At 76.0% G+C, this 20240-nt stretch carries 15 protein-coding genes; 7 read left to right on the forward strand and 8 right to left on the reverse strand.

Going from position 1 to position 20240, the window contains the following annotated elements:
• Window positions 1-9: 9 nt before the first annotated feature.
• The 4 genes from GPA02_RS13200 to GPA02_RS13215 form a co-directional block, all read right to left on the reverse strand.
• Window positions 10-1629: a DEAD/DEAH box helicase gene (locus GPA02_RS13200; RefSeq protein ID WP_156200544.1), complete on the reverse strand. Its 1620-nt coding sequence runs from the start codon at window positions 1627-1629 to the stop codon at window positions 10-12.
• Between the two features lie 264 nt (window positions 1630-1893).
• The gene (locus GPA02_RS13205) at window positions 1894-2727 is read right to left on the reverse strand and encodes an SGNH/GDSL hydrolase family protein (RefSeq protein WP_156200545.1); all 834 of its coding nucleotides are present in this window, start codon (window positions 2725-2727) and stop codon (window positions 1894-1896) included.
• A 30-nt stretch (window positions 2728-2757) separates the two neighbouring features.
• Entirely contained in the window at window positions 2758-3627 is an 870-nt protein-coding gene (locus GPA02_RS13210) for an SDR family NAD(P)-dependent oxidoreductase (protein WP_156200546.1), read from the reverse strand.
• Window positions 3628-3707: 80 nt separating this feature from the next.
• On the reverse strand, window positions 3708-3950 hold the full coding sequence (locus GPA02_RS13215) for a DUF3107 domain-containing protein (RefSeq protein ID WP_156200547.1): 243 nt from the start codon (window positions 3948-3950) through the stop codon (window positions 3708-3710).
• 77 nt (window positions 3951-4027) lie between these two features.
• On the opposite strand from GPA02_RS13215, the gene GPA02_RS13220 reads away from it, so the two are divergent.
• The 3 genes from GPA02_RS13220 (at window position 4028) to GPA02_RS13230 (ending at window position 11265) form a co-directional block, all read left to right on the forward strand.
• On the forward strand, window positions 4028-4813 hold the full coding sequence (locus GPA02_RS13220; RefSeq protein WP_156200548.1) for a DUF3152 domain-containing protein: 786 nt from the start codon (window positions 4028-4030) through the stop codon (window positions 4811-4813).
• 81 nt (window positions 4814-4894) lie between these two features.
• Window positions 4895-8074 carry a UrvD/REP family ATP-dependent DNA helicase gene (locus GPA02_RS13225; RefSeq protein ID WP_240134043.1) on the forward strand — a complete coding sequence of 1060 codons (3180 nt, stop codon included), beginning with the start codon at window positions 4895-4897 and terminating at the stop codon, window positions 8072-8074.
• A complete protein-coding gene (locus tag GPA02_RS13230; RefSeq protein WP_156200549.1) occupies window positions 8071-11265 on the forward strand; it encodes an ATP-dependent DNA helicase in 3195 nt (1064 codons plus the stop codon). Before GPA02_RS13225 ends, GPA02_RS13230 begins: the two co-directional genes overlap by 4 nt.
• A 20-nt stretch (window positions 11266-11285) precedes the next feature.
• On the opposite strand, the gene GPA02_RS13235 is transcribed toward GPA02_RS13230, so the two are convergent.
• Window positions 11286-12410 carry a phosphotransferase gene (locus tag GPA02_RS13235; RefSeq protein ID WP_156200550.1) on the reverse strand — a complete coding sequence of 375 codons (1125 nt, stop codon included), beginning with the start codon at window positions 12408-12410 and terminating at the stop codon, window positions 11286-11288.
• A 109-nt stretch (window positions 12411-12519) separates the two neighbouring features.
• Here GPA02_RS13235 and nudC point away from each other — a divergent pair, with 109 nt between their 5' ends.
• On the forward strand, window positions 12520-13443 hold the full coding sequence (gene nudC / locus GPA02_RS13240) for an NAD(+) diphosphatase (RefSeq protein ID WP_240134044.1): 924 nt from the start codon (window positions 12520-12522) through the stop codon (window positions 13441-13443).
• A 79-nt stretch (window positions 13444-13522) separates the two neighbouring features.
• Here nudC and GPA02_RS13245 read toward each other — a convergent pair whose 3' ends face one another.
• Complete coding sequence (locus tag GPA02_RS13245) at window positions 13523-13783, reverse strand: mycoredoxin (protein ID WP_156200551.1); 261 nt, start codon at window positions 13781-13783, stop codon at window positions 13523-13525.
• A gap of 117 nt (window positions 13784-13900) precedes the next feature.
• On the opposite strand from GPA02_RS13245, the gene GPA02_RS13250 reads away from it, so the two are divergent.
• Both GPA02_RS13250 and GPA02_RS13255 read left to right on the forward strand, forming a co-directional pair.
• Window positions 13901-15958 (forward strand): ATP-dependent DNA helicase UvrD2, encoded by a 2058-nt coding sequence (locus GPA02_RS13250; protein WP_156200552.1) that lies wholly within the window; start codon window positions 13901-13903, stop codon window positions 15956-15958.
• A 553-nt stretch (window positions 15959-16511) separates the two neighbouring features.
• Window positions 16512-16844 carry a WhiB family transcriptional regulator gene (locus GPA02_RS13255; protein WP_156200553.1) on the forward strand — a complete coding sequence of 111 codons (333 nt, stop codon included), beginning with the start codon at window positions 16512-16514 and terminating at the stop codon, window positions 16842-16844.
• A 35-nt stretch (window positions 16845-16879) separates the two neighbouring features.
• Here GPA02_RS13255 and GPA02_RS13260 read toward each other — a convergent pair whose 3' ends face one another.
• Window positions 16880-17965 carry a hypothetical protein gene (locus GPA02_RS13260; RefSeq protein WP_156200554.1) on the reverse strand — a complete coding sequence of 362 codons (1086 nt, stop codon included), beginning with the start codon at window positions 17963-17965 and terminating at the stop codon, window positions 16880-16882.
• Between the two features lie 103 nt (window positions 17966-18068).
• Between GPA02_RS13260 and GPA02_RS13265 the strand changes: the two genes are divergently transcribed.
• Window positions 18069-18701, forward strand: coding sequence for a M48 metallopeptidase family protein (locus tag GPA02_RS13265; protein ID WP_204986611.1), 633 nt, complete (start codon window positions 18069-18071; stop codon window positions 18699-18701).
• A gap of 30 nt (window positions 18702-18731) precedes the next feature.
• On the opposite strand, the gene GPA02_RS13270 is transcribed toward GPA02_RS13265, so the two are convergent.
• A complete protein-coding gene (locus GPA02_RS13270; RefSeq protein WP_156200555.1) occupies window positions 18732-20129 on the reverse strand; it encodes a zinc-dependent metalloprotease in 1398 nt (465 codons plus the stop codon).
• Window positions 20130-20240: the final 111 nt, after the last annotated feature.

Genomic DNA, 20240 nt, shown 5'->3' on the forward strand with positions numbered 1-20240 from the left:
CGCAGGCGGTCAGTCCTGCTGCTGCGCCGCGCCCTCGGCGGGCGCGCCGCCGCGGGTGCGACGACGACGACGCCGACGGCGGGGTGCGCCGTCCGGGCGTGCGCCCTCGCTCTGCTCGGGCGAGTGCGAGCCCTCGGCACGCGGCGCGGACGCCTCGCCACCCCCGCCGCCACCGCGGCGACGACGGCGCGAGCGGCCGCCCTCGGAGCGCTCGCCGCGACCGCCGTCACGGCCGTCGCCGTCGCGACCACCGGCACGCGGACCGCGCTGGCCCGCGCCCTTGCCGGTCTCGCCGAGGTCCTCGAGCGCCTCGGCGCCGAGACCGGACCGGGTGCGCTCGCTGCGCGGCAGCCGGCCCTTGGTGCCCTCGGGGATGCCGAGGTCGGTGTACAGGTGCGGCGAGGAGGAGTAGGTCTCCACCGGCTCGCCCCGGTCGAGGCCCAGCGTGGAGTCGATGAGCATCCAGCGCGGCACGTCGTCCCAGTCGACGAACGTCACCGCGGTGCCCGTGTTGCCGGCGCGGGCGGTGCGCCCGATCCGGTGCAGGTAGGTCTTCTCGTCCTCGGGGCACTGGTAGTTGACGACGTGGGTGACGTCGTCGACGTCGATGCCGCGGGCGGCGACGTCGGTCGCCACGAGCACGTCGACCTTGCCGTTGCGGAAGGCCCGCAGCGCCTGCTCGCGCGCGCCCTGGCCGAGGTCGCCGTGGATGGCGGCGGCGGCGAAGCCGCGCTCGGTGAGCTCGTCGGCGACCTTGGCCGCCGTGCGCTTGGTGCGCGTGAACACGATCGTCAGGCCACGGTCCTTGGCCTGCAGGATGCGGGCGAGCATCTCGATCTTGTCGAGCGCGTGCGCGCGGTAGACGAACTGGGTGACCGCCTTGACGGTCGCGCCCGAGTCGTCGGGGTCCTGCGCGCGGATGTGGGTGGGCCGGCTCATGTACCGGCGCGCCATCGCGATGACCGGGCCCGGCATGGTCGCCGAGAACAGCATCGTGTGGCGGCTGGCCGGGGTGGAGGCCAGCAGGGTCTCGACGTCGGGCAGGAAGCCGAGGTCGAGCATCTCGTCGGCCTCGTCGAGCACGAGCACCTTGACGTGCGAGAGGTCGAGGTGACGCTGCTTGAGGAGGTCGATCATGCGGCCCGGGGTGCCGACGACGACCTCGACGCCGCGCTGCAGCGCCTCGATCTGCGGCTCGTACGCGCGGCCGCCGTACACCTGCACGACGCGCACGCTGCGGTGCCGCGCGGCGGTCGTGAGGTCGCCGGCGACCTGCACCGCGAGCTCACGGGTGGGGGCGACGACGAGCGCCTGCGGCTTGCCGGCGTCGGGCAGGGAGTCCCAGCCCTCCTCGCCGGGGCCGACCACGCGCTCGAGCAGCGGGATCCCGAAGCCGAGCGTCTTGCCGGTGCCGGTCTTGGCCTGGCCGATGATGTCGTGCCCGGCGAGCGCGACCGGCAGGGTCAGCGCCTGGATCGGGAACGGGTGGGTGATGCCCACCTCGGCGAGCGCGCGCACGATCGGCTCGGAGACGCCGAGGTCGGCGAAGGTGGCGGGGGACTCGGCGTGCGGGTCGGGGATCTCCACCTCGGTGGTCTCCGCGACGACGCCGTCAAGGGAATCGCTCATGTGGTGCCTTCGGTCGTGGCGAGGCCCCGCCGCGCCGTGCGCGGGGGCAGGGTTCGCCTCGTGGTGGCAGCCGATCGCGGGATGTCGTCGCCGAGCGCGAGGCTCAGCAGATTGGGCGTGCCGTTCCGTGTCAACGAGGGCGACCGGGCAGCCTGGTCGCGCCCAGTCTACGCCCATGGCCGGGCTCGCACCGTCAGGCGCACCGCACCGCACCGTGGCGCCGGCGGTGTCGACGGTGTCGACGCCGTGAGGCGGCGGGTGCGGTCAGACGCCCCCGACCGGCTCCTCGGTGAGCGTCTCGAGCACGGCGGTGAGGATGCGCTGCTGGCCCGCGACGGAGGGGTGGACGCCGTCGGGGCCCTGGAGCCCGGGGCGGGGCGGGACCCCGACAGCGGTGACGAGGTCGACGACGGGCTCACCGAGCGAGCCGACCGCGGCGGCGAGCGCGACGACGTCGGCGTTGCGCCAGCTGCTGGCGCCGTACCGGAAGGCCGGGCTGGCCGCGGCGAGGTCCTCGTCGACGGGGACGGGGGTGAGCCAGACCAGGCGTGCGGCCGTGCGCTCGGCCGCGATGCGCCGGAGCTCGCGCAGGTTGGCGACCGACTCGCCGGTCGTCACCTGCGGCTTGCCACCCGCGACGCGAGTGACGTCGTTGCCACCCAGACCGCAGAGGATCCAGTCGGGGGCCGGGTCGATCATCGAGGGCCAGCGACGCAGCACCATGGCGGTCGTGTGCCCCGAGAGACCCGCGTTGACGACCTCGATCTCGTCCTCGGGGCGTGCGAGCGCCAGCAGGTGCCGGAGCATCTGGGCCCAGGACAGCAGGTCGTCGGTGATCGAGTCACCGACCGCGAGGACGCGTGAGCCGCGCCGGAACGGCAGCCGCGCGACCCGGCGGGCGACGTCGACGTCGTCGAGCAGCTCGAGGGCGGCCTCCCGCGCCCGGGCGTCGAAGCCGGCGCGGACCTCGGCGTACTCCTCGTCGCTGAGACCGAAGACCGGCGGCAGCGCCGCCGGCAGACCCGGCAGGTAGCCGTAGAGCTTCTCCAGGTGGGTGTGCTGCAGCTGCGCGACGACGTGCGGCGTGCGACCGGCCATGTGCGAACCTCCTCGTCGCCGTCGACGCCCTCAGGCGCCGCGCGCGCCCTTGCCGCCGTCGACCGTGAGGATCGCGCCCGTCGTGAACGCAGCCGCCGGGGACGCCAGCCACGCGACGGCGGCGGCGACCTCCTCGGGCGTCCCGAGCCGGCCGAGCGGGGCGAACGAGCCGATCCGCTGCTTGACCTCCGGCGGCTGGTCGGCGGTGCCGCCGCTGTCGATCGCGCCGGGCGCGACGGCGTTCACCCGGACGCCGCGGTCGGCGTAGTCGAGCGCGGCCGTGCGCGTCAGCCCCACGACACCGTGCTTGGCTGCCGCGTAGGCGCCCATCCCCGGTGCGCCCGCGAGCCCCGCCGTCGACACGACGTTGACCACGCTGCCGCCGTCGGGCAGCGCGGCGAGCTGGTCGCGCATCGCGACCAGGACGCCGCGCAGCGTGACGCGGAGCACCCGGTCGACGTCGTCGAGGGCCAGGTCGCCGAGCGGTGCCGGCCGGTGGGCGGTACCGGCGCTGTTGACGGCGGTCGTCATGCCCGCCTCGGCCGCCTCGGCGACGAGGCGGTGCATCGCGTCGTCGTCGGCAGCGTCCGTCGGGATCGCACGTGCCGTGGCGCCGCTGGACCGCAGCTCCTCGGTCAGCTGCACGAGCCTGCCCGCGTCCCGCGAGGCGAGCACCAGGTCCGCGCCCTGCTCGGCGAGCGCGCGGGCGACCGCGCCCCCGATGCGGCCGTTGGCGCCCCCACCACGAGCGCGACCTGCCCGGCCAGCGCGCCGCTCACGCGCCGCTCCGAGCCGCTGCGCCGCTCGCGCGTCGCTGCCTCGTCGGCTGCGGCAGCCGGACGGCGTGGGCCGGGTCCGGCGTGCCGTGGAGCATCCCTGACATGCGGTCCACGCAACCACGCCGACCCGGCCCGGTCACCCACCCGTGGTGAGAGATGCGCCTCCGACCGCGGGCACACCCGCGGCGGTGCGGCCCGAGGTCAGGCGACGCCGAAGCCGATGCGGCGCGGCTCCTCCGCGCCGATCTGCACGTAGCCCAGCGCGGTCGCCGGGACGATCGTGCGGTTGCCCTTCTCGTCGGTCAGGTCGAGCATCGCCGCGCCGTCACCCTCCGCGGCCTTCTTCAGCACCGCGGTCACGTCGGCGACGATCTGCTCCGCGTCGCCACCGACCTCCAGAGTCAGCTCGCGCGGGATGTCGCGAACGCCGATGGTGATCTCCACGCCTGCTCCTTCTCGGTCAGGGGCCGACCACCGGCCCGGGCGTCCATCGTAGGCGCGTCTCCTGAGACGATGGCGACATGTCTCGGAGGGTGGTGGCCGCGGTCGTCCTCCTCCTCTCCTTCGGTCTCGGGATCGTCCTGGGACCGGTGGTGTTCGCCGCGCTGGCGCCCGGGACCGAGCCGACGAGCGCCGCCCCGGCGACGACGGACGGCGGCCCGACGACCCCGGTCGAGCTGTCGACCGAGACGCCGCGGGTCCCGACTCCGGAGGCGACGACGCTGACGCCCGAGCAGGAGGCGGACCGGCTCGCCGGCGTGCGCACGCACCGGGTGCCCGACGCCGGCTCCGGCGAGCTGCGCGTCGTCGCGGGCGAGGCCGAGGCGCCCGACGGCGCGGACGTCGTCATGACGGTGCGGGTCGAGGTCGAGCGCGGTCTCGACGTCGACGACCGGGCGTTCGCCGCGTTCGTCATGAGCACGCTCAACGACCCGCGCGGCTGGGGCGGGGACGGCTCGGTGGCCTTCGCGCGCACCGACGGCGAGGCCGACATCCGGGTGGTGCTCGCGACGCCCGCGACCGTCGACGAGATGTGCGCGCCGCTGGCGACCAAGGGGCGGTGGTCGTGCGGTCGTTACGGGCACGCCGCGCTCAACGCCGACCGCTGGGTGCTCGGTGCCGACGCCTGGTCCGACGCGGGCGGCGACCTCACCTCCTACCGGCAGTACCTCGTCAACCACGAGGTCGGGCACCTGCTCGGCAACCCGCACGAGGACTGCCCCGGGGCCGGAGAGGTCGCCCCGGTGATGGTCCAGCAGAGCATCTCGGTGCAGGGCTGCGTCCCCAACGCCTGGCCGTTCCCGTGACCCGCGGCGACACGGACGGGTGGCCGGTGCCGCGGTGTCGGTGCGCTGTGGTCTGATGCTGGCGTGACGCAGATGGCCGACGTGAGCGACCGCACGGCCGCCCTCGACGCCGACCAGCGTGCCGCCGTCGAGGCGATCCTCGCCGGTGGCCACCACGTCGTCCTCGGGGCGCCCGGCTCCGGGCTGACGACCACGGCGCTCGAGACGTTCGTCGCGTGGAGCGAGCAGCACCCGCCGGAGTCGGCGCTGCTGCTCGTGCCCACCCGGCAGCAGGCCGGCCGGCTGCGCGACGTGCTCGCCCGCCGGCTGCAGCGCACCACCGGCAGCGTGCTCGTGCGCACGCCCGCCTCGCTGGCGTACGCGATCCTGCGGCTGCGCGCCAGCCACCTCGGCGAGCCCGCCCCCACGCTGGTGTCCGGGCCCGAGCAGGACACCGTGCTCGCGGACCTCATCGCCGGCCACATGGGCGGCGAGGGCGTCCCGATCCGCTGGCCCGACCGGATCACCTCCGAGACGCTGCGGCTGCCCGCGTTCCGCGACGAGCTGCGCGACCTGCTCATGCGCGCGGCCGAGGCAGGGCTCGACGGCGCCGACCTCGAGGCCCTCGGCGAGCGGCACGACCGCCCCGAGTGGTGCGCCGCGGGCCGGCTCCTCACCGAGTACGGCGACGTCATGGCGCTCGGTGAGCTCACCCCGGACCGGGGCGCCCGCTACGACGCCGCGACGATCGTCGACCAGGCGGTCGTCGCGCTCCGGACCTGGCACCGGGTGGTCTCCGAGGAGACGCGTCCGCGCTGGTCGCTGGTGCTGCACGACGACTACCAGGACGCCACGCTCGCCACGGCCCGGCTGCTCGCCGCGCTCGCCGACGACGGTGCGAGGGTGGCGCTGCTCGGCGACCCCGACCGCGGCGTGCAGTCCTTCCGCGGCGGCCAGCCGGCCCTGCTCGACGCCGCCACCCGGCCGCTCGGCAGCGTCGACGGCGCGCTCGGCGCCGCGGTCACGGTGCTCGGGACCAGCCACCGCCACGGGCCCGCGCTGCGCGAGGCGGTCCGCACCCTCACGGCCGACCTGCCCGTGCTCGGCGACGACCGGCGCCGCCACGCCGCGCCCGGTGGCGAGGACGTCGCCGCGCCCGTGGCCCCGGTGCGGCACCTGCTGCTGCCCTCGGGGGCGCAGGAGGTCGCCGCGGTCGCGCGCGAGCTGCGGGTCGCGCACCTGCGGCACGGGGTGCCGTGGTCGGAGATGGCGGTGATCGTGCGCACGGGGTCGCGGGTCGGCGAGATCCGCCGCGGCCTGCGCACCGCGGGCATCCCGCTGGCTGCGGCGACGCCCGACCGGCCGCTGCGCGAGGAGCCTGCGGTACGGCCGCTGCTGGTCGCGCTGCGCGCGGTCGTCGACGACGTCGTCACCACCGAGGCCGCGACCACGCTGCTGCTGTCGCCCCTCGGCGGCCTCGACGCGGTGTCGCTGCGGTCGCTGCGGCGGTGGCTGCGGCAGCTCGACGGCGCCGGCACACCCTCGGACGAGCTGCTTCCGCGCCTCCTCGCGCACGACGACGAGCGGGCGCAGCAGTGGCTGCCGGCGCTGCCGGACCGGCTGCGCCTGGCCGCCGAGTCGGTGCGCCGGGTGCTGGCGGCCGGCCGTGCGGCGCTCGCGGAGGACCCTCGCAGCACCGAGCTCGTGCTCTGGGCGATGTGGGACGCGACCTCGCTCGCCCGGGACTGGCAGGACCGTGCGCTCGCCGGCGGCGCCGCGGCCGACCGCGCCGACGCCGATCTCGACGCCGTCGTGGCCCTGTTCACCGCCGCCGAGCAGTTCACCGAGCGCACCACCGGCGCCGACCCCGACACGTTCCTGCTGCACCTCGCGACGCAGGACTTCGCGGCCGACACCCTCGCCGCGCGCGGCGAGGACTCCGAGACCGTCGCCGTGCACACCGCCGCCTCCGCCGCGGGCCTGGAGTGGGACCTCGTCGTGGTCGCCGGCGTGCAGGAGGACTCCTGGCCCGACCTGCGCATCCGCGACACCCTGCTGGGCGCGCAGCAGCTCGCCGACATCACGACGGCGCGCGAGGTCGGTCTCGACCGCAGCAGCGACACCGCGCTCGCCGAGGTGCTCCGCACGGCGCGCGCCGAGGTGCACGCCGACGAGCTGCGCTCGTTCGTCGCCGCCTGCTCGCGTGCCCGGCGGGCGCTCGTGCTCACCGCCGTGCTCGACACCGACGACCGTCCGTCGGCGTTCTACGAGGCGCTGCTGCCGCCCGGTCCCGACGGCGCAGCGCGGCTGCCCCGTGTCACGCCCGTGACGGCGGCGCTCGACCTGCGCGGGCTCGTCGGCGAGCTCCGGGCGGCGCTGCGCGGCCCGGAGCCGCACGCGGCCGCGGCAATGCAGGTGCTCGACCACCTCCGGCGGAACGGCGTCCCGCACGCCGACCCCCGGGTGTGGCCCGACCTGCTCGCGCCGACCTCGCAGCAGCCCGCGCACGACCCGGCGCGGCCGGTGCCGGTCACGCCGTCGGCCGTCGAGAAGGCGGTCAGCTGTCCGTTGCACTGGGTGCTCACCACCGCGGGCGGGCGCCAGCCCAGCTCGCAGGCGCAGAACGTGGGCAACCTCGTCCACGAGATCGCGGCCGAGCTGCCGCACGGCACGCTGCCGGAGCTGCAGGCCGCGCTCGACCGCCGCTGGCACGAGCTCGGCCTCGACGACGCATGGGTCTCGCGGCGGCAGCGCGCCCGCGCCGAGGACATGCTGCGCCGGCTCGCCGCCTACCTCGCCGAGCACCCCGAGCCGGTCGACGTCGAGGCGCCCTTCGACGTCGACGTCGAGGTGCCGCTCGAGAGCGGCACCGCCACCGCGCGGCTGCGCGGGCGGATGGACCGCGTCGAGCACACCGAGGCCGGGCTGCGTGTCGTCGACCTCAAGACCGGTGCCTCGCCGCCGTCGGTCGAGCAGACCGCGCGCCACGCCCAGCTCGGCACCTATCAGCTGGCGGTCGCGCACGGCGCGATGGGGGAGGGCGAGCCGTCAGGCGGCGCGCTCGTCTACCTGGGCACCGGCGCCCGCGGCGCCACGCTGCGGACCCAGGCACCGCTGTCGCAGGACCCCGAGCCGGCGTGGCCCGCCGACCTCGTGCGCGACACCGTGCGCACGCTGACCTCCGCGGGCTTCGAGGCCCGCCGCTGCCAGATGTGCGGCTACTGCCCGGTGCGCACCTCGTGCCCGGTCCAGCCGGAGGGGGCGCGGGTGACCGACCGATGAGCGACGGGACCGCCGAGCAGCGGGTCGAGTGGACCGCCGCGCGGATCGCCGAGGTCACCGGGCAGCCGCCGCCGACACCCGAGCAGACGGCGGTCATCGAGGCACCGCTGGAGCCGCTGCTGGTCGTCGCGGGCGCCGGCTCCGGCAAGACCGCCACGATGGCCGCACGCGTCGTCTACCTGCTCGCCAACAGGTTCGTGGAGCCGGGCGAGGTGCTCGGCCTGACGTTCACGCGCAAGGCCGCGGCCGAGCTGTCGGAGCGTGTCCGGCACCGGCTGCGCGAGGTGCGGGCCGCGGGCGCCCAGGTCGAGGGCGACGAGCGTCCGCGGGTGGCGACCTACAACTCCTACGCGGGCTCGATCGTGCGCGACCACGCGCTGCGGCTCGGGTTCCCGCCCGACGCCGTCCACGTCGGCGACGCCGGGCGCTTCCAGCTCGCCGACGAGATCGTCAACGGCTGGTCGGGCGACATCGACACCGCGTACACGCCCAGCACGCTCGTCGACGGCATCACGGCGCTGGACGGCGAGCTCAACGAGCACGGTGTCGACCCGGGGCGGGCGCAGCTCGTGCTCGAGGAGACCGCGGGGCTGATCGAGGCGCTCGGGCCGACGCGCAGCTCCGACGCCGCCCGCTACGCCGCGACGATGCGGACCCGGGCCCAGCTCATGGACCTCGTGCGCGCCTTCGTCGAGCTCAAGCACGCGCGCGGCCTCATCGACTTCGGCGAGGAGGTGCGGCTCGCCGCCCGTATCGCCGCCGCCGCGCCCGAGGTCGGCGCGGGCGAGCGAGGCCGCTACCGGGTGGTGCTGCTCGACGAGTACCAGGACACCTCGATCGCGCAGGTCGAGCTGTTGTCGGCGCTGTTCGGAGGCGGTCACCCCGTCACCGCGGTCGGCGACCCCCACCAGGCGATCTACGGCTGGCGCGGCGCCGCCGCCGGCACGCTCTTCGACTTCCCGACGACGTTCTGCCGCGCCGACGGCCGGCCCGCCGCGACGACGACGCTCAGCACCGCGTGGCGCAACGACGTCGCGGTGCTCGAGGCGGCGAACACGATCGCGGCGCCGCTGCGGGCGCAGGCGGTCGGCGACGTGCCCGTGCTGCGGCCGCGCGCGGGCGCCGGCGAGGGCGTGGTGACCGCCCGGTTCGTCGAGACCGTGGCCGAGGAGGCCGCGCTCGTCGCCGACCGGCTGGCGGCCGTCCGTGCCGAGCAGGACCCGCCCCCGAGCGCCGCGGTGCTGTGCCGCAAGCGGTCGCAGTTCCCGGCGCTCGTCACCGCGCTCACCGAGCGGGGCATCCCGGTGCAGGTCGTCGGCCTCGCGGGGCTGCTGCAGACGCCCGAGGTGGGCGACGTGTGGTCCGCGCTGGTCGTCGTGCACGACCCGGGGCGCGGCGACGCCCTGATGCGGCTGCTCACCGGACCTTCGGTCAACCTCGGTGCCGCCGACCTGCTCGCGCTGGGGGAGTGGGCGGCGGCGCAGGCGCGTCGCCGCACCGGAGGCGACGAGGCGGCGCCCGCGGAGGACACCGTGCGGGAGGCCGCCGAGGTCGCGAGCCTCGTCGAGGCGATCGACCAGCTCCCGCCGCTCGGCTGGCGCGACCCGCGCGGCCGCACCCTCAGCGACGCCGCGCGCGAGCGGCTCGCCCGGCTGGCGGGCGCGCTGCGGACCCTGCGGGGTCTGGGCTACCTGTCGCTGCCCGAGCTGGTCACGACCGCCGAGCACGTGCTCGGCCTCGACATCGAGGTGCTCGCCGCCCGGCCCGGGCCCGCGGGCGAGGCACGCCGCAACCTCGACGAGCTCACCGCCGTCGCGGCGCGGTTCTCCGGCGACGCGGAGGACAGCAGCCTCGGCGCCTTCCTGGCATGGCTCGACGCCGCCATGGAGGAGGAGCGGGGCCTCGACGCCGGTGACCCCGAGCCCGACCCCGCCGCGGTGCAGCTGATGACCGTGCACGCGTCGAAGGGGCTGGAGTGGGACGTCGTCGTCGTCCCGGGGCTGGTCGAGGGCACGTTCCCGACCACGGCACCCACCAAGGACGGCAGCCGCCGTGGCACCGGGTGGCTCTCGGGAGCGACCACGCTGCCGTACCAGCTGCGCGGCGACCGCGAGCACCTGCCCGATCTCGACCTCGCCCAGGCGAACGACGCCAAGGAGCTCGCCGGGCTGCTCGACGACTTCCGGCTGCGCGAGGGCGCGCGCGAGCTCGCCGAGGAGCGACGGCTCGCCTACGTCGCGCTGACCCGCGCCCGGCGCGAGCTGCTGCTCACCGGCAGCTTCTGGCGAGGCGAGGCGAAGAAGCCGGCCACGCCGTCGCTGTTCCTCGCCGAGCTGCTCCGCGACGGCACCGCGACGGTGCCCGCAGGGGCCGAGTGGCCCGAGGCGAGCGCGCACGACACCAACCCGATGCTCGAGGAGGTCGCGGCCGCGCCGTGGCCGGCCGAGCCCGCGATGTCGGCGGAGCGGCTCTCCCGGCTCGCCGAGACGCCGCCGGCCGACGACGACCTCACCCGTCGCTGGTGGCGCGACGCCGAGCTGCTGCTCGCCGAGCGCGACGCCGCGCTCGCGGTCGACGCACCGGTGCCGGTGCACCTGTCGGCCTCCGCCGTCGTCGCCCTCGGCTCCGACCGGGAGCGCTTCCTGCGGGACCGGCGGCGGCCGGTGCCGCGACGCCCGAGCGTCGAGGCCCGCCGGGGCACGCGGTTCCACGCGTGGGTCGAGCGGCACTTCGGCGCGCAGGCGCTGCTCGACGCCGACGAGCTGCCCGGCGCCGAGGACGCCGAGGTGGGTGGCGAGGCCGAGCTCGAGGCGCTCGTCGACGCGTTCCTCGCCTCGTCGTGGGCGCACCGGGTGCCGGTGCGGGTCGAGGCCGACCTCGACACCCCGGTGGCGGGCCTGACGATCCGGTGCCGCATCGACGCGGTGTTCGCCGACGGCCCCGACCGGTTCCACGTCGTCGACTGGAAGACGGGTCCGCCGCCCACCGACCTCGACGACCTGCGCACCCGCCGGCTGCAGCTCGTGCTGTACCGGCTCGCGTGGGCCCGGTACGCGGGCGTGCCGCTGGAGAACGTGCGTGCCTCCTTCCACCACGTCGCGGACGACGTGACGATCGAGGCCGAGGACGTCGACCCCGCGCAGGTCGAGGAGCTGCTCGCCGAGCTGGTGCGGCCCGCCGCGCGCGGCTGAGCCCGGTCAGTCGAGCCCGGTCAGTCGCCGATGGGCAGCTCGGTCGTCGGGCTGTCGTCGGGCCGGCCGTCGCGCGGCCCCCGCGGCTCGTCGCGGCCGTCGTGGTCCTCGCGGGGCTCGCCGTCGCGCCGCGGGCCGGACGGTGCCACGACCGGCGGCCGCTCGGGCTCCAGCCGCGGCGGCAGCGGGTCGACCACCGGCTCGACGTGCCCGATCGGGGAGGCGTCGGCCACGGCGTCGTCGAGGTCGCGCAGCATGTCGATCGCGTCCTCGATGACCTCGTCGGAGCGGATCCGCACGCCGTGCATCAGCCAGCGTGCCACCGCGAGCTCGCCCGCGAGCGTGGCGCGGGCGTCGAACGCGTCGTCCACCGCGCCCTCGCGGGCGTCGGCGTAGTGCGCCATGAGCGCGTCGGCGGCCTCGGGCGTGGTGGCGGCGAGCAGCCAGGCGAGGTCGTCGGCGGGGTCGGCGACCCGCGCCTCGGACCAGTCGACGATGCCGACGACCGCGTCGCCGTCGACGACGACGTGCTCGGCGGCCAGGTCCCCGTGCACCGGCGTCGCCGCGAACCGCCACAGCGAGACGTCCTCGAGCGCGTGCTCCCAGCGGCGCAGCAGCCGCTGGGGGAGGTGGCCGGTGCGGGCGGCCTGGTCGACCTCGGCGAGGCGCCGCTGCCGGTAGCCCTCGGCGTCGTAGTCGGGCAGCCCCGCGGTGCGCACGACGGCGCCCGGCAGCTCGTGCACCGCGGCGATCGCGCGCGCCAGCGCACGCAGCAGCGCGGAGCCGGGCGTCAGCGCCGCCAGGTCGAGCGGCCGCCCGACCAGCTCGGGGTAGAGCATCGCGCGCCCGCCCTCGGGCAGCGGCGCGAACCCCGCGGGCCGGGGCACGTCAAACGGCAGCAGCCCGTCGTCGACAGCGTCGGCGAGCTGCTCGAGCAGCGCCACCTCGCCCTCCATCGCGGCGCCGGCGACGTCGTGGCGCGGCGAGCGGACGATCCAGCGCCGGCCGTCGCCGTCGACGATGCCGACGACGTCGTAGTCGGCGCCCGGCTCGCGCGGCGGCTGGGTGGCCACCACGTCCAGCCCCGGCTTGGCGACGGTGGCCAGGGCGGCGAGGGCGAGCGCGGTGCGCGGTTGCTCGGGCACGACCACAACCTACGTCGCCGGGTGCGGCAGCCGAGGGCGGGACGCGCCGGGGATCGCGCAACCAGGTCGTGCGCACCGTCCGGGCTCCCTGGTGGCTAGGTTGGTGGGCGTGGACTCCGACGCGCTGCCGCTGAGCAGGGCCACCGTCGAGCGCGACGCCCGCCGGCGCGAGCAGGGGATCGAGACGATCGTCGCCGACCCGCGGCTGCGGGTGCTACGGGTGCGCCGCGGCCGGGTCGAGGGCGACGAGCGCGGCATCGCGTTCGACGACGCCGTCGCGCCCGGCGCCGAGGCGGTCTACCTCGGCCGCGACGCCGAGGGCTGGAGCTACGTCGCCGACCTGGGCGGCGGTCACGAGGAGACCGGTGACCGCGGTCGCGCGCTCGACGACCCGCAGGGCCCGCCGTCGGGCATCAGCGTCCGCGACGTCGGGTGGCAGCTGACGCCGCGCGACGCGGGCCTGTCGGCCGCGGCTCTCGCGCTCGCGGGCTGGCACGCGAGCCACCGTTTCTGCTCGCGGTGCGGTGCCCCGACCACGATCGGGCTGGCGGGCTGGGAGCGGCACTGCGTCGCGGACGGCACCGCGCTCTACCCGCGCACCGACCCCGCGGTCATCATGGCGGTCGTCGACGACGACGACCGGCTGCTGCTCGGTCACGGCGTCGCGTGGCCCGAGGGGCAGTTCTCGGTGCCGGCCGGGTTCGTCGAGCCGGGGGAGTCGCTCGAGGCGGCCGTGCGCCGCGAGGTCGCCGAGGAGACCGGCATCGAGGTCGGCGAGGTCACCTACCAGGGGTCGCAGCCCTGGCCGTTCCCGGCCTCGCTCATGCTCGGCTTCCGGGGCCGCGCGCTGACGACCGAGCCCCGCCCGGACGGCGTCGAGGTCACCGAGGCGATGTTCGTCACGCGCGAGGAGCTCACACGGCTGCTCGCCGACGGCGCGATCCGGCTGCCCCGACCGACGTCGATCGCCCACCACCTCATCGCGGAGTGGTACGGCCGGGACTGGCCGCTGCAGCCGTGGGTGTCGGCCTGACCCGGCCTGATCGCACGGGCTGCCGCCGCACGGGCCGCCCGCGCCGCGGTGACCGTGGCGCGGCGGCGACCGATCGGTCTCAGCCCGCGAGGCGGGCCTGGACCTCCTTGAGCGAGGGGTTCGTCGCGGCGGAGCCGTCGGGGAACACCACGGTCGGCACCGTGCGGTTGCCGTCGTTGACCGACTCGACGAACGCGGCGGCGTCGGGGTGCTCCTCGATGTTGATCTCGGTGTAGTCGATGCCGGCCGAGCCGAGCTGCGCCTTGAGGCGCTGGCAGTAGCCGCACCACGTCGTCGAGTACATCGTGATCGTGCCGGGCTCGGGTGCGGTGCTCGTCATCGGTCCTCCTGGTCTGCGGACGGTTCGTCGGTGTGCAACCGCGGTGGTCGTGCGGGTGTTCCCCAGCGGTGCCCGGGGCGCGCCGGGTGTCGGCGGAGCCTGCGAGAATCGCTGACGATGTCCACGCCAGCGCCGAGCACCGCACGCGGGGCCGCCGCGACGGCGCCGCCGACCGTCGAGGAGCTCCTCGACCGCCTCGACCCCGACCAGCGTGAGGTGGCCACCACGCTCACCGGGCCGCTGTGCGTCCTCGCAGGCGCAGGCACCGGCAAGACGCGGGCGATCACCTACCGGATCGCCCACGGCGTGCTCAGCGGCCGCTACGACCCGCAGCGCGTGCTCGCGGTGACCTTCACGGCGCGCGCGGCGGGGGAGATGCGCTCACGGCTCCGCGACCTGGGCGTCGGTGGCGTGCAGGCCCGTACCTTCCACGCCGCGGCGCTGCGGCAGCTGTCCTACTTCTGGCCCAAGGCGGTCGGCGGCCAGGTGCCGCGGATCGTCGAGCACAAGGCCGGTCTGGTCGGCGAGGCGGCGGGCCGGCTCGGCCTCGCCAGCGACCGGCTCGCGATCCGCGACCTCGCCGGCGAGATCGAGTGGGCCAAGGTCAGCCTCGTCACGCCCGACGACTACGTCCGCGCCGCGACCGCCGCCGGGCGCGAGGGCGTCGCCGGCCACGACCTCACCACGATCTCGCGGCTGCTGTCGGTCTACGAGGACGCCAAGTCCGAGCGCGGCGTCATCGACTTCGAGGACGTGCTGCTGCTGACCGTCGGCATCCTCTCCGAGCGCGAGGACATCGCCGCGCAGGTGCGCGGCCAGTACCGGCACTTCGTCATCGACGAGTACCAGGACACCTCGCCGCTGCAGCAGCGGCTGCTGGAGCTGTGGCTCGGCGACCGTCAGGAGATCTGCGTCGTCGGCGACGTGTCGCAGACGATCTACTCGTTCACCGGCGCCACCCCGCGCTACCTCACCGAGTTCCGGCGGCGCTACCCCGACGCCGCGGTCGTGCGGCTCGTCCGGGACTACCGCAGCACGCCCCAGGTGGTCCGGCTCGCCAACGACGTGCTCGCCCGTGCGGGGAGGGCGCGGTCGAGCGCCGCGGTCGAGCTGGTCGCGGGCCGCCCGTCCGGGCCGCCGGTGACGTTCGACGTCTACGACGACGACGAGGCCGAGGCGCGCGGCGTCGCCACGAGGATCGCCGCGCTGCGGCGCTCGGGCGTGCCGGCGTCTCAGATCGCGGTGCTCTACCGCACCAACGCGCAGTCGCAGGTCGTGGAGCAGGCGCTCGGCGAGGCCGGCATCGGGTACCTCGTGCGCGGCGGTGAGCGGTTCTTCTCCCGGCCCGAGGTGCGCGACGCGATCGTGCTGCTGCGCGGCGGTGCACGCGCGCAGGTCGAGGGCACGATGCCCGAGCACGTGCGCGTGCTGCTCGAGGGCGCGGGCTGGCAGCCCGAGCCGCCCGCCGCGCGCGGCGCGGTCAGGGAGCGCTGGGAGTCCCTCAACGCGCTGGTGCAGCTCGCGGACTCGCTCCACGAGACGCGCGGTGCCGACATGACCGCGTTCGTCGAGGAGCTGCTCGAGCGGGCAGCCGCCCAGCACGCACCCGCGGTCGACGGCGTCACGCTCGCCTCCCTGCACGCCGCGAAGGGGCTGGAGTGGGACGCGGTGTTCCTCATCGGCGTCAGCGAGGGGCTGCTGCCGATCTCGCTCGCCGAGGGTGCCGACGCCGTCGCCGAGGAGCGCCGGCTGCTCTATGTCGGCATCACGCGCGCCCGCACGCACCTGACGCTGTCGTTCGCGCGCTCGCGCGCCGCGGGAGGCCGCGGCAGCCGGCGGCGCTCGCGGTTCCTCGAGGGCATCTGGCCGGAGGAGGGCAGCGGCGGCCGCCGCGTCGCGCGCGGCCCGCGCACCACGACCGCACCGACCACCCCCGACGACGTCGACGACGCGCTGCTGGAGCGGCTGCGGACCTGGCGCGCGCAGGTCGCCGACCGCATCGACAAGCCGGCCTTCGCCGTCCTGCACGACTCGACCCTGCTCGCGATCGCCGCCGCGCAGCCGCGCGAGCTGCGTCAGCTCGCGATCCTGCGCGGCGTCGGCCCGACGAAGCTGCAGGCCTACGGTGCCCAGATCCTCGCCGTCGTCCGCGGCGAGGAGCCCACGCTGGACTGATCCGGACAGCCGCGCACCGGGCGGGCGAGGTCCGCGCGACGACCCGCCGACCGGACCCCGGTGCCGAGGGGTCGAGAGCTCGGGGAGCGGCCGGCGGGATCCGGACAACGATGCCGGCAGGAGGCCCTCGGAGCGGGCCGCAGAAACTTCCTGAAGAAAGTTCGAATAATTCCTTGGCGGCCTCGGAGGCGAGGTGTAACGTCTCTCCCGTTCTGTGAGTCGGACCTGGCCTAGCCAGCACAAGGGTCCCCGAGGTTGAAGGAGGTGGAATCGCTGTGATGAAGGACTTCGTGGCCTGTGGCCTGGACGTCTTCGGTGCCGGCGTCTCCATCTCCGATGGGACCCGACCCTGGGGCAGCGGACCGCTGCCCACCGGAGGCGCCCGCGGCATCGCCCGCAGCGCCACCCCCGGCTCCGCTTCCTGACGCGCACCTCAGCGCTCAGCCGCGGAGCCACCCGAGCCCGCGGCTGACGACCCGTCCCCGTCCACGACGAGGACCGGCCCTCCCGCCGGCCTGACCGGCTGACCGAACGAGTGCCTCAGGAGCACCCCGTGCAGTACACCTCACTTCTCGACTCCACCTCCGGGTCCGCGACGAGCTGGCCGTCGCCGTCCGCGACCGCCGAGCCCGACCTGTCGCTGCCCTGCCAGCACCCCGACCACCTCGACCTCTGGTTCGCCGAGCGCGGCGACGACGTCGAGCGGGCCAAGGCGCTCTGCGTCGACTGCCCGCTCAAGGCGCCGTGCCTCGCCGGTGCGCTCGAGCGCGGTGAGCCCTGGGGCGTCTGGGGCGGCGAGGTCTTCATCGACGGCCGCGTCGTCCCGCGCAAGCGGGGCCGGGGCCGGCCGCGCAAGGACGAGGCCGCGCGCTGGAACGCGGCGTGACCCTCGGACGCAGACCCTCCACCACCACCAGCTCGTCACGACGGCCGGGATCGACCATCGATCCCGGCCGTCGTGCTGCTCGGACTCTCCTCGGTCTCGGGCCGCACGGCCTCGGCGGCCGTCTCGGTGGGGTCGACCCCACCGCACCCGCACGCCGGGTGCACCGCCCACTCGCGGTAGCGCGGCAGCGGGTACGTCGCGCTCACCTCGAGGGACGCCGACGCGAGGAGCACGCCGCGGCCGTCGACGACGGCGAGCGCCTGGTGCGCCGCCACTGCGGCCGCGAGCCAGCCGAGCGAGGTCTCCACGCCGGTCGGCGGGCTGCCGGTCAGCTGCGTGGCGACCGCGGGCCAGCGAGGGTCGTCGTCGGTGCGGTGCAGGTCGAGGCATCGCAGGCACGGTCCCTGCCCGGGCCGCACGAGGGGGCCGACGACGACGTCGAGCTCGCGCACGAGCACCGGCAGGTGCGGCAGGTCGTCGCGCACCAGCGGCCGCACGACCACCGGGTCGACCGCGCCGTGCGCGACGAGCACGACCAGGTCCGGCCGGGTACCGGCGGGCGCGGTGAGCGCCGTCATCGGTGACCCGGCGCGCAGCAGCCGGAACGCCTGCTGCCGCCGCGGGTGTCCGAGGTCGCTGCCGCGGTAGCCGTCGGGGGCGAGGTCGTCGAGGCCCACCACCGCGTCGTCCTCGAGCAGCAGTCGGCCGACCCCCGCCTGCGCGAGGATGCGCGCGACCCGCAGCCCGAGCAGGTCGAGGCCGCGCACGAGCACGCAGGCCTCGCCCCGGCGCAGCGGTCGCGGGTGACCGGCGACCTCGGCCAGGTGCCAGTAGCGGTCGTCGGGGCCGTCGAGGAGCGGCGGCTGCGTCACCAGCAGGCCGGTCCCCGCGAGCCGGTCGAGCAGCCGGCGCACCGGGGCGCGGCCGACGCCCAGCTCGCGCGCGTAGACGTCGAGGTCGGGCTCGCCGCCCAGTCGCGGCAGCTGCTCCAGCAGCCCTTGCTCGACCGGGTCGAGGCCGTCGACGACGACGGCGCAGCGCGGGTCGACACCGATCTGCGACTCGCCGGGCCGCCGCCAGAACACCTGCGCACCCGGCCGCAGGTAGCGACGTTGTGCCATCGACGCAGCGTGGCACGCGGGCGGCCGCCGTGGCGCGCGGGTCCGTCTGGTTGTGGACAACCCGGTGCGCGACGCCGTCGGTGGTCGCTGCGATACTCCTTCGGTGCCGACCTCTCCGCCGTCCCGCGACCCCGCCGGGTCAGGTGTCGACGTCGAGGTGAGGCGCAGCGCGCGCCGCCGGCGCACCGTGTCGGCGTTCCGCGAGAACGGCCGTCTGGTCGTGGCGATCCCCGCGCGCTTCACGCGTGCGGAGGAGGAGCGCTGGGTCGCGGAGATGACGCGGCGTGTGCTCGCGAAGGAGGGGCGACGTCGTCCGTCCGACGAGGACCTGGCCGCGCGCGCGGAGCGGCTCGCCGCCGCCTATCTGCCGCCCGGTGTGCGACCGCGGTCGATCCGCTGGGTCACGAACCAGGGCCGGCGCTGGGGCTCGTGCACCCCGACCACCGGGACGATCCGGCTCTCGCACCGCCTGCAGGGCATGCCGGACTGGGTCGTCGACTACGTGGTGCTGCACGAGCTCGCGCACCTCGTGGTCTCCGGGCACGGCCCGGAGTTCTGGGCGATCGTCGAGGCCTACCCGCGCACCGAGCGCGCCCGGGGCTTCCTGCACGGCGTCGCGCACCGCGACGCCGAGGGCGAGGGGGCCGACGGGGCCGACGGGACCGACGCCGACGGCGACGACGTGGACGACGGCGACGACCTGGACGGCGTGGGGGAGGACCCCGCGCTGTTCTGAGCAGCCGCGACGGCGCGCCGCCCTGCCCCGCTACTCGGCGGGGTTCTCCTTGGGCGCCTCGTCGTCGTCGACGCCGCCGAGGATCGCCTCGAGAGCGGCGTCGAGGTCGGCGTCGATCTCGTCCGAGCTCGCGCGCCGGTCGAGGAAGAGCTCCGGTGCGTCGAGGTCCTCGGCGGTGGGGAAGAGGTCGAGCTGGGACCACAGCTCGTCACGGCCGCTGATGCCGCGCTCGCGCGCGACGATCGACCACAGCCGCGCTGCGTCGCGTGCCCGGCGCGGTCGCAGCTCGAGTCCGACCAGCTGCTTGAACGTGTCCTCGGCGGGGCCGCCGGCAGCGCGTCGGCGGCGCAGCATCTCGCGCAGCGGCACCGCGTGCGGCAGGTGCGGCGCGACGGCGGCAGCCGTCACCTCCTCGACCCAGCCCTCGACGAGCGCGAGCGCGGTCTCCAGGCGGACCAGCGCGCGCTCCTGCTCGGGGGTGCGCTGCGGGGCGAAGATGCCCTCGCTCAGCGCTCCGCGCAGCTGGTCGACGTCGGTCGGGTCGATCGACCGGACCGCCTCCTCCATCTGCTCGGCGTCGATCTCGATGCCGCGCGCGTAGGCGTCGACGGCACCGAGCAGGTGCGCGCGCAGCCACGGCACGTGCGCGAACAGCCGCGCGTGGGCCGCCTCGCGCACCGCGAGCACGTGCCAGACCTCGTCGACCTCGACGTCGAGACCCTCCGCGAACTCCTCGATGTTCGCCGGCACCAGCAGCAGACCCGGCTCGCGCAGCAGCGGCAGCCCGGTGTCGGTGCCGCCGAACACCTCCTTCGAGAGCGTGCCCGCTGCCTGGCCGACCTGCATCGCGAACCCGAGCCGACCGAGGCGCGTGACGAGACGCCCGAGCTCCATGCCGGGCACGGCCGGGCCGAGCTCCTCGGGCAGCCCACCACCGGGGCCGAGCTGCTCGGCGAGGACGGAGGACAGCGCATCGGCGACCGAGACCCCGATCGGGTCGGCGACGTCGCGCCACGTCGGCAGCGTCCGCTCGACCCACTCGGCCCGCGACGCCGCGATCTGGGGACCGCCCGAGGGCGGCAGGTCGGTCGCGGCGTCCAGCCAGAGGTCGGCGACGGTCAGCACCGAGCGGACCTTGGCGGCCTCGGCGGCCGAGACGCTCGGGTCGCCGCCCGCGTGCGCGACCTGGCGCGCGACGTCGTGGGCGAACCGCCAGTCGGACTCGCCGCCGTCGTCGGAGCTGAGGATGCGCTGCATCTGCGAGATCGCTGCGGCGAGCGCCTGCGGGTTGGCCGCCAGCCCGGAGGCCTTCGCCCACTCGGCTGGATCGGCGCCGCTGGCCTCCAGCGCGCGCATCGCCTCCTCGGCTGCCTCGGGGCCCAGCAGGGACTCGAGCATCCGGCGCCACTCGTCGCGGTCGGGGTCCATCGCTTCACGGTACGCGGAGCGCGGCCGCGTGAGCACGCGCGGAGGCCGCCGGTTCGCTCAGGGCGCACACGTGTGCCGCGACGCGCCCGCCGTCGGGTGAGAATGGGCACC

This window comes from Actinotalea caeni (assembly GCF_009733795.1).
Lineage (GTDB): Bacteria > Actinomycetota > Actinomycetes > Actinomycetales > Beutenbergiaceae > Pseudactinotalea > Pseudactinotalea caeni.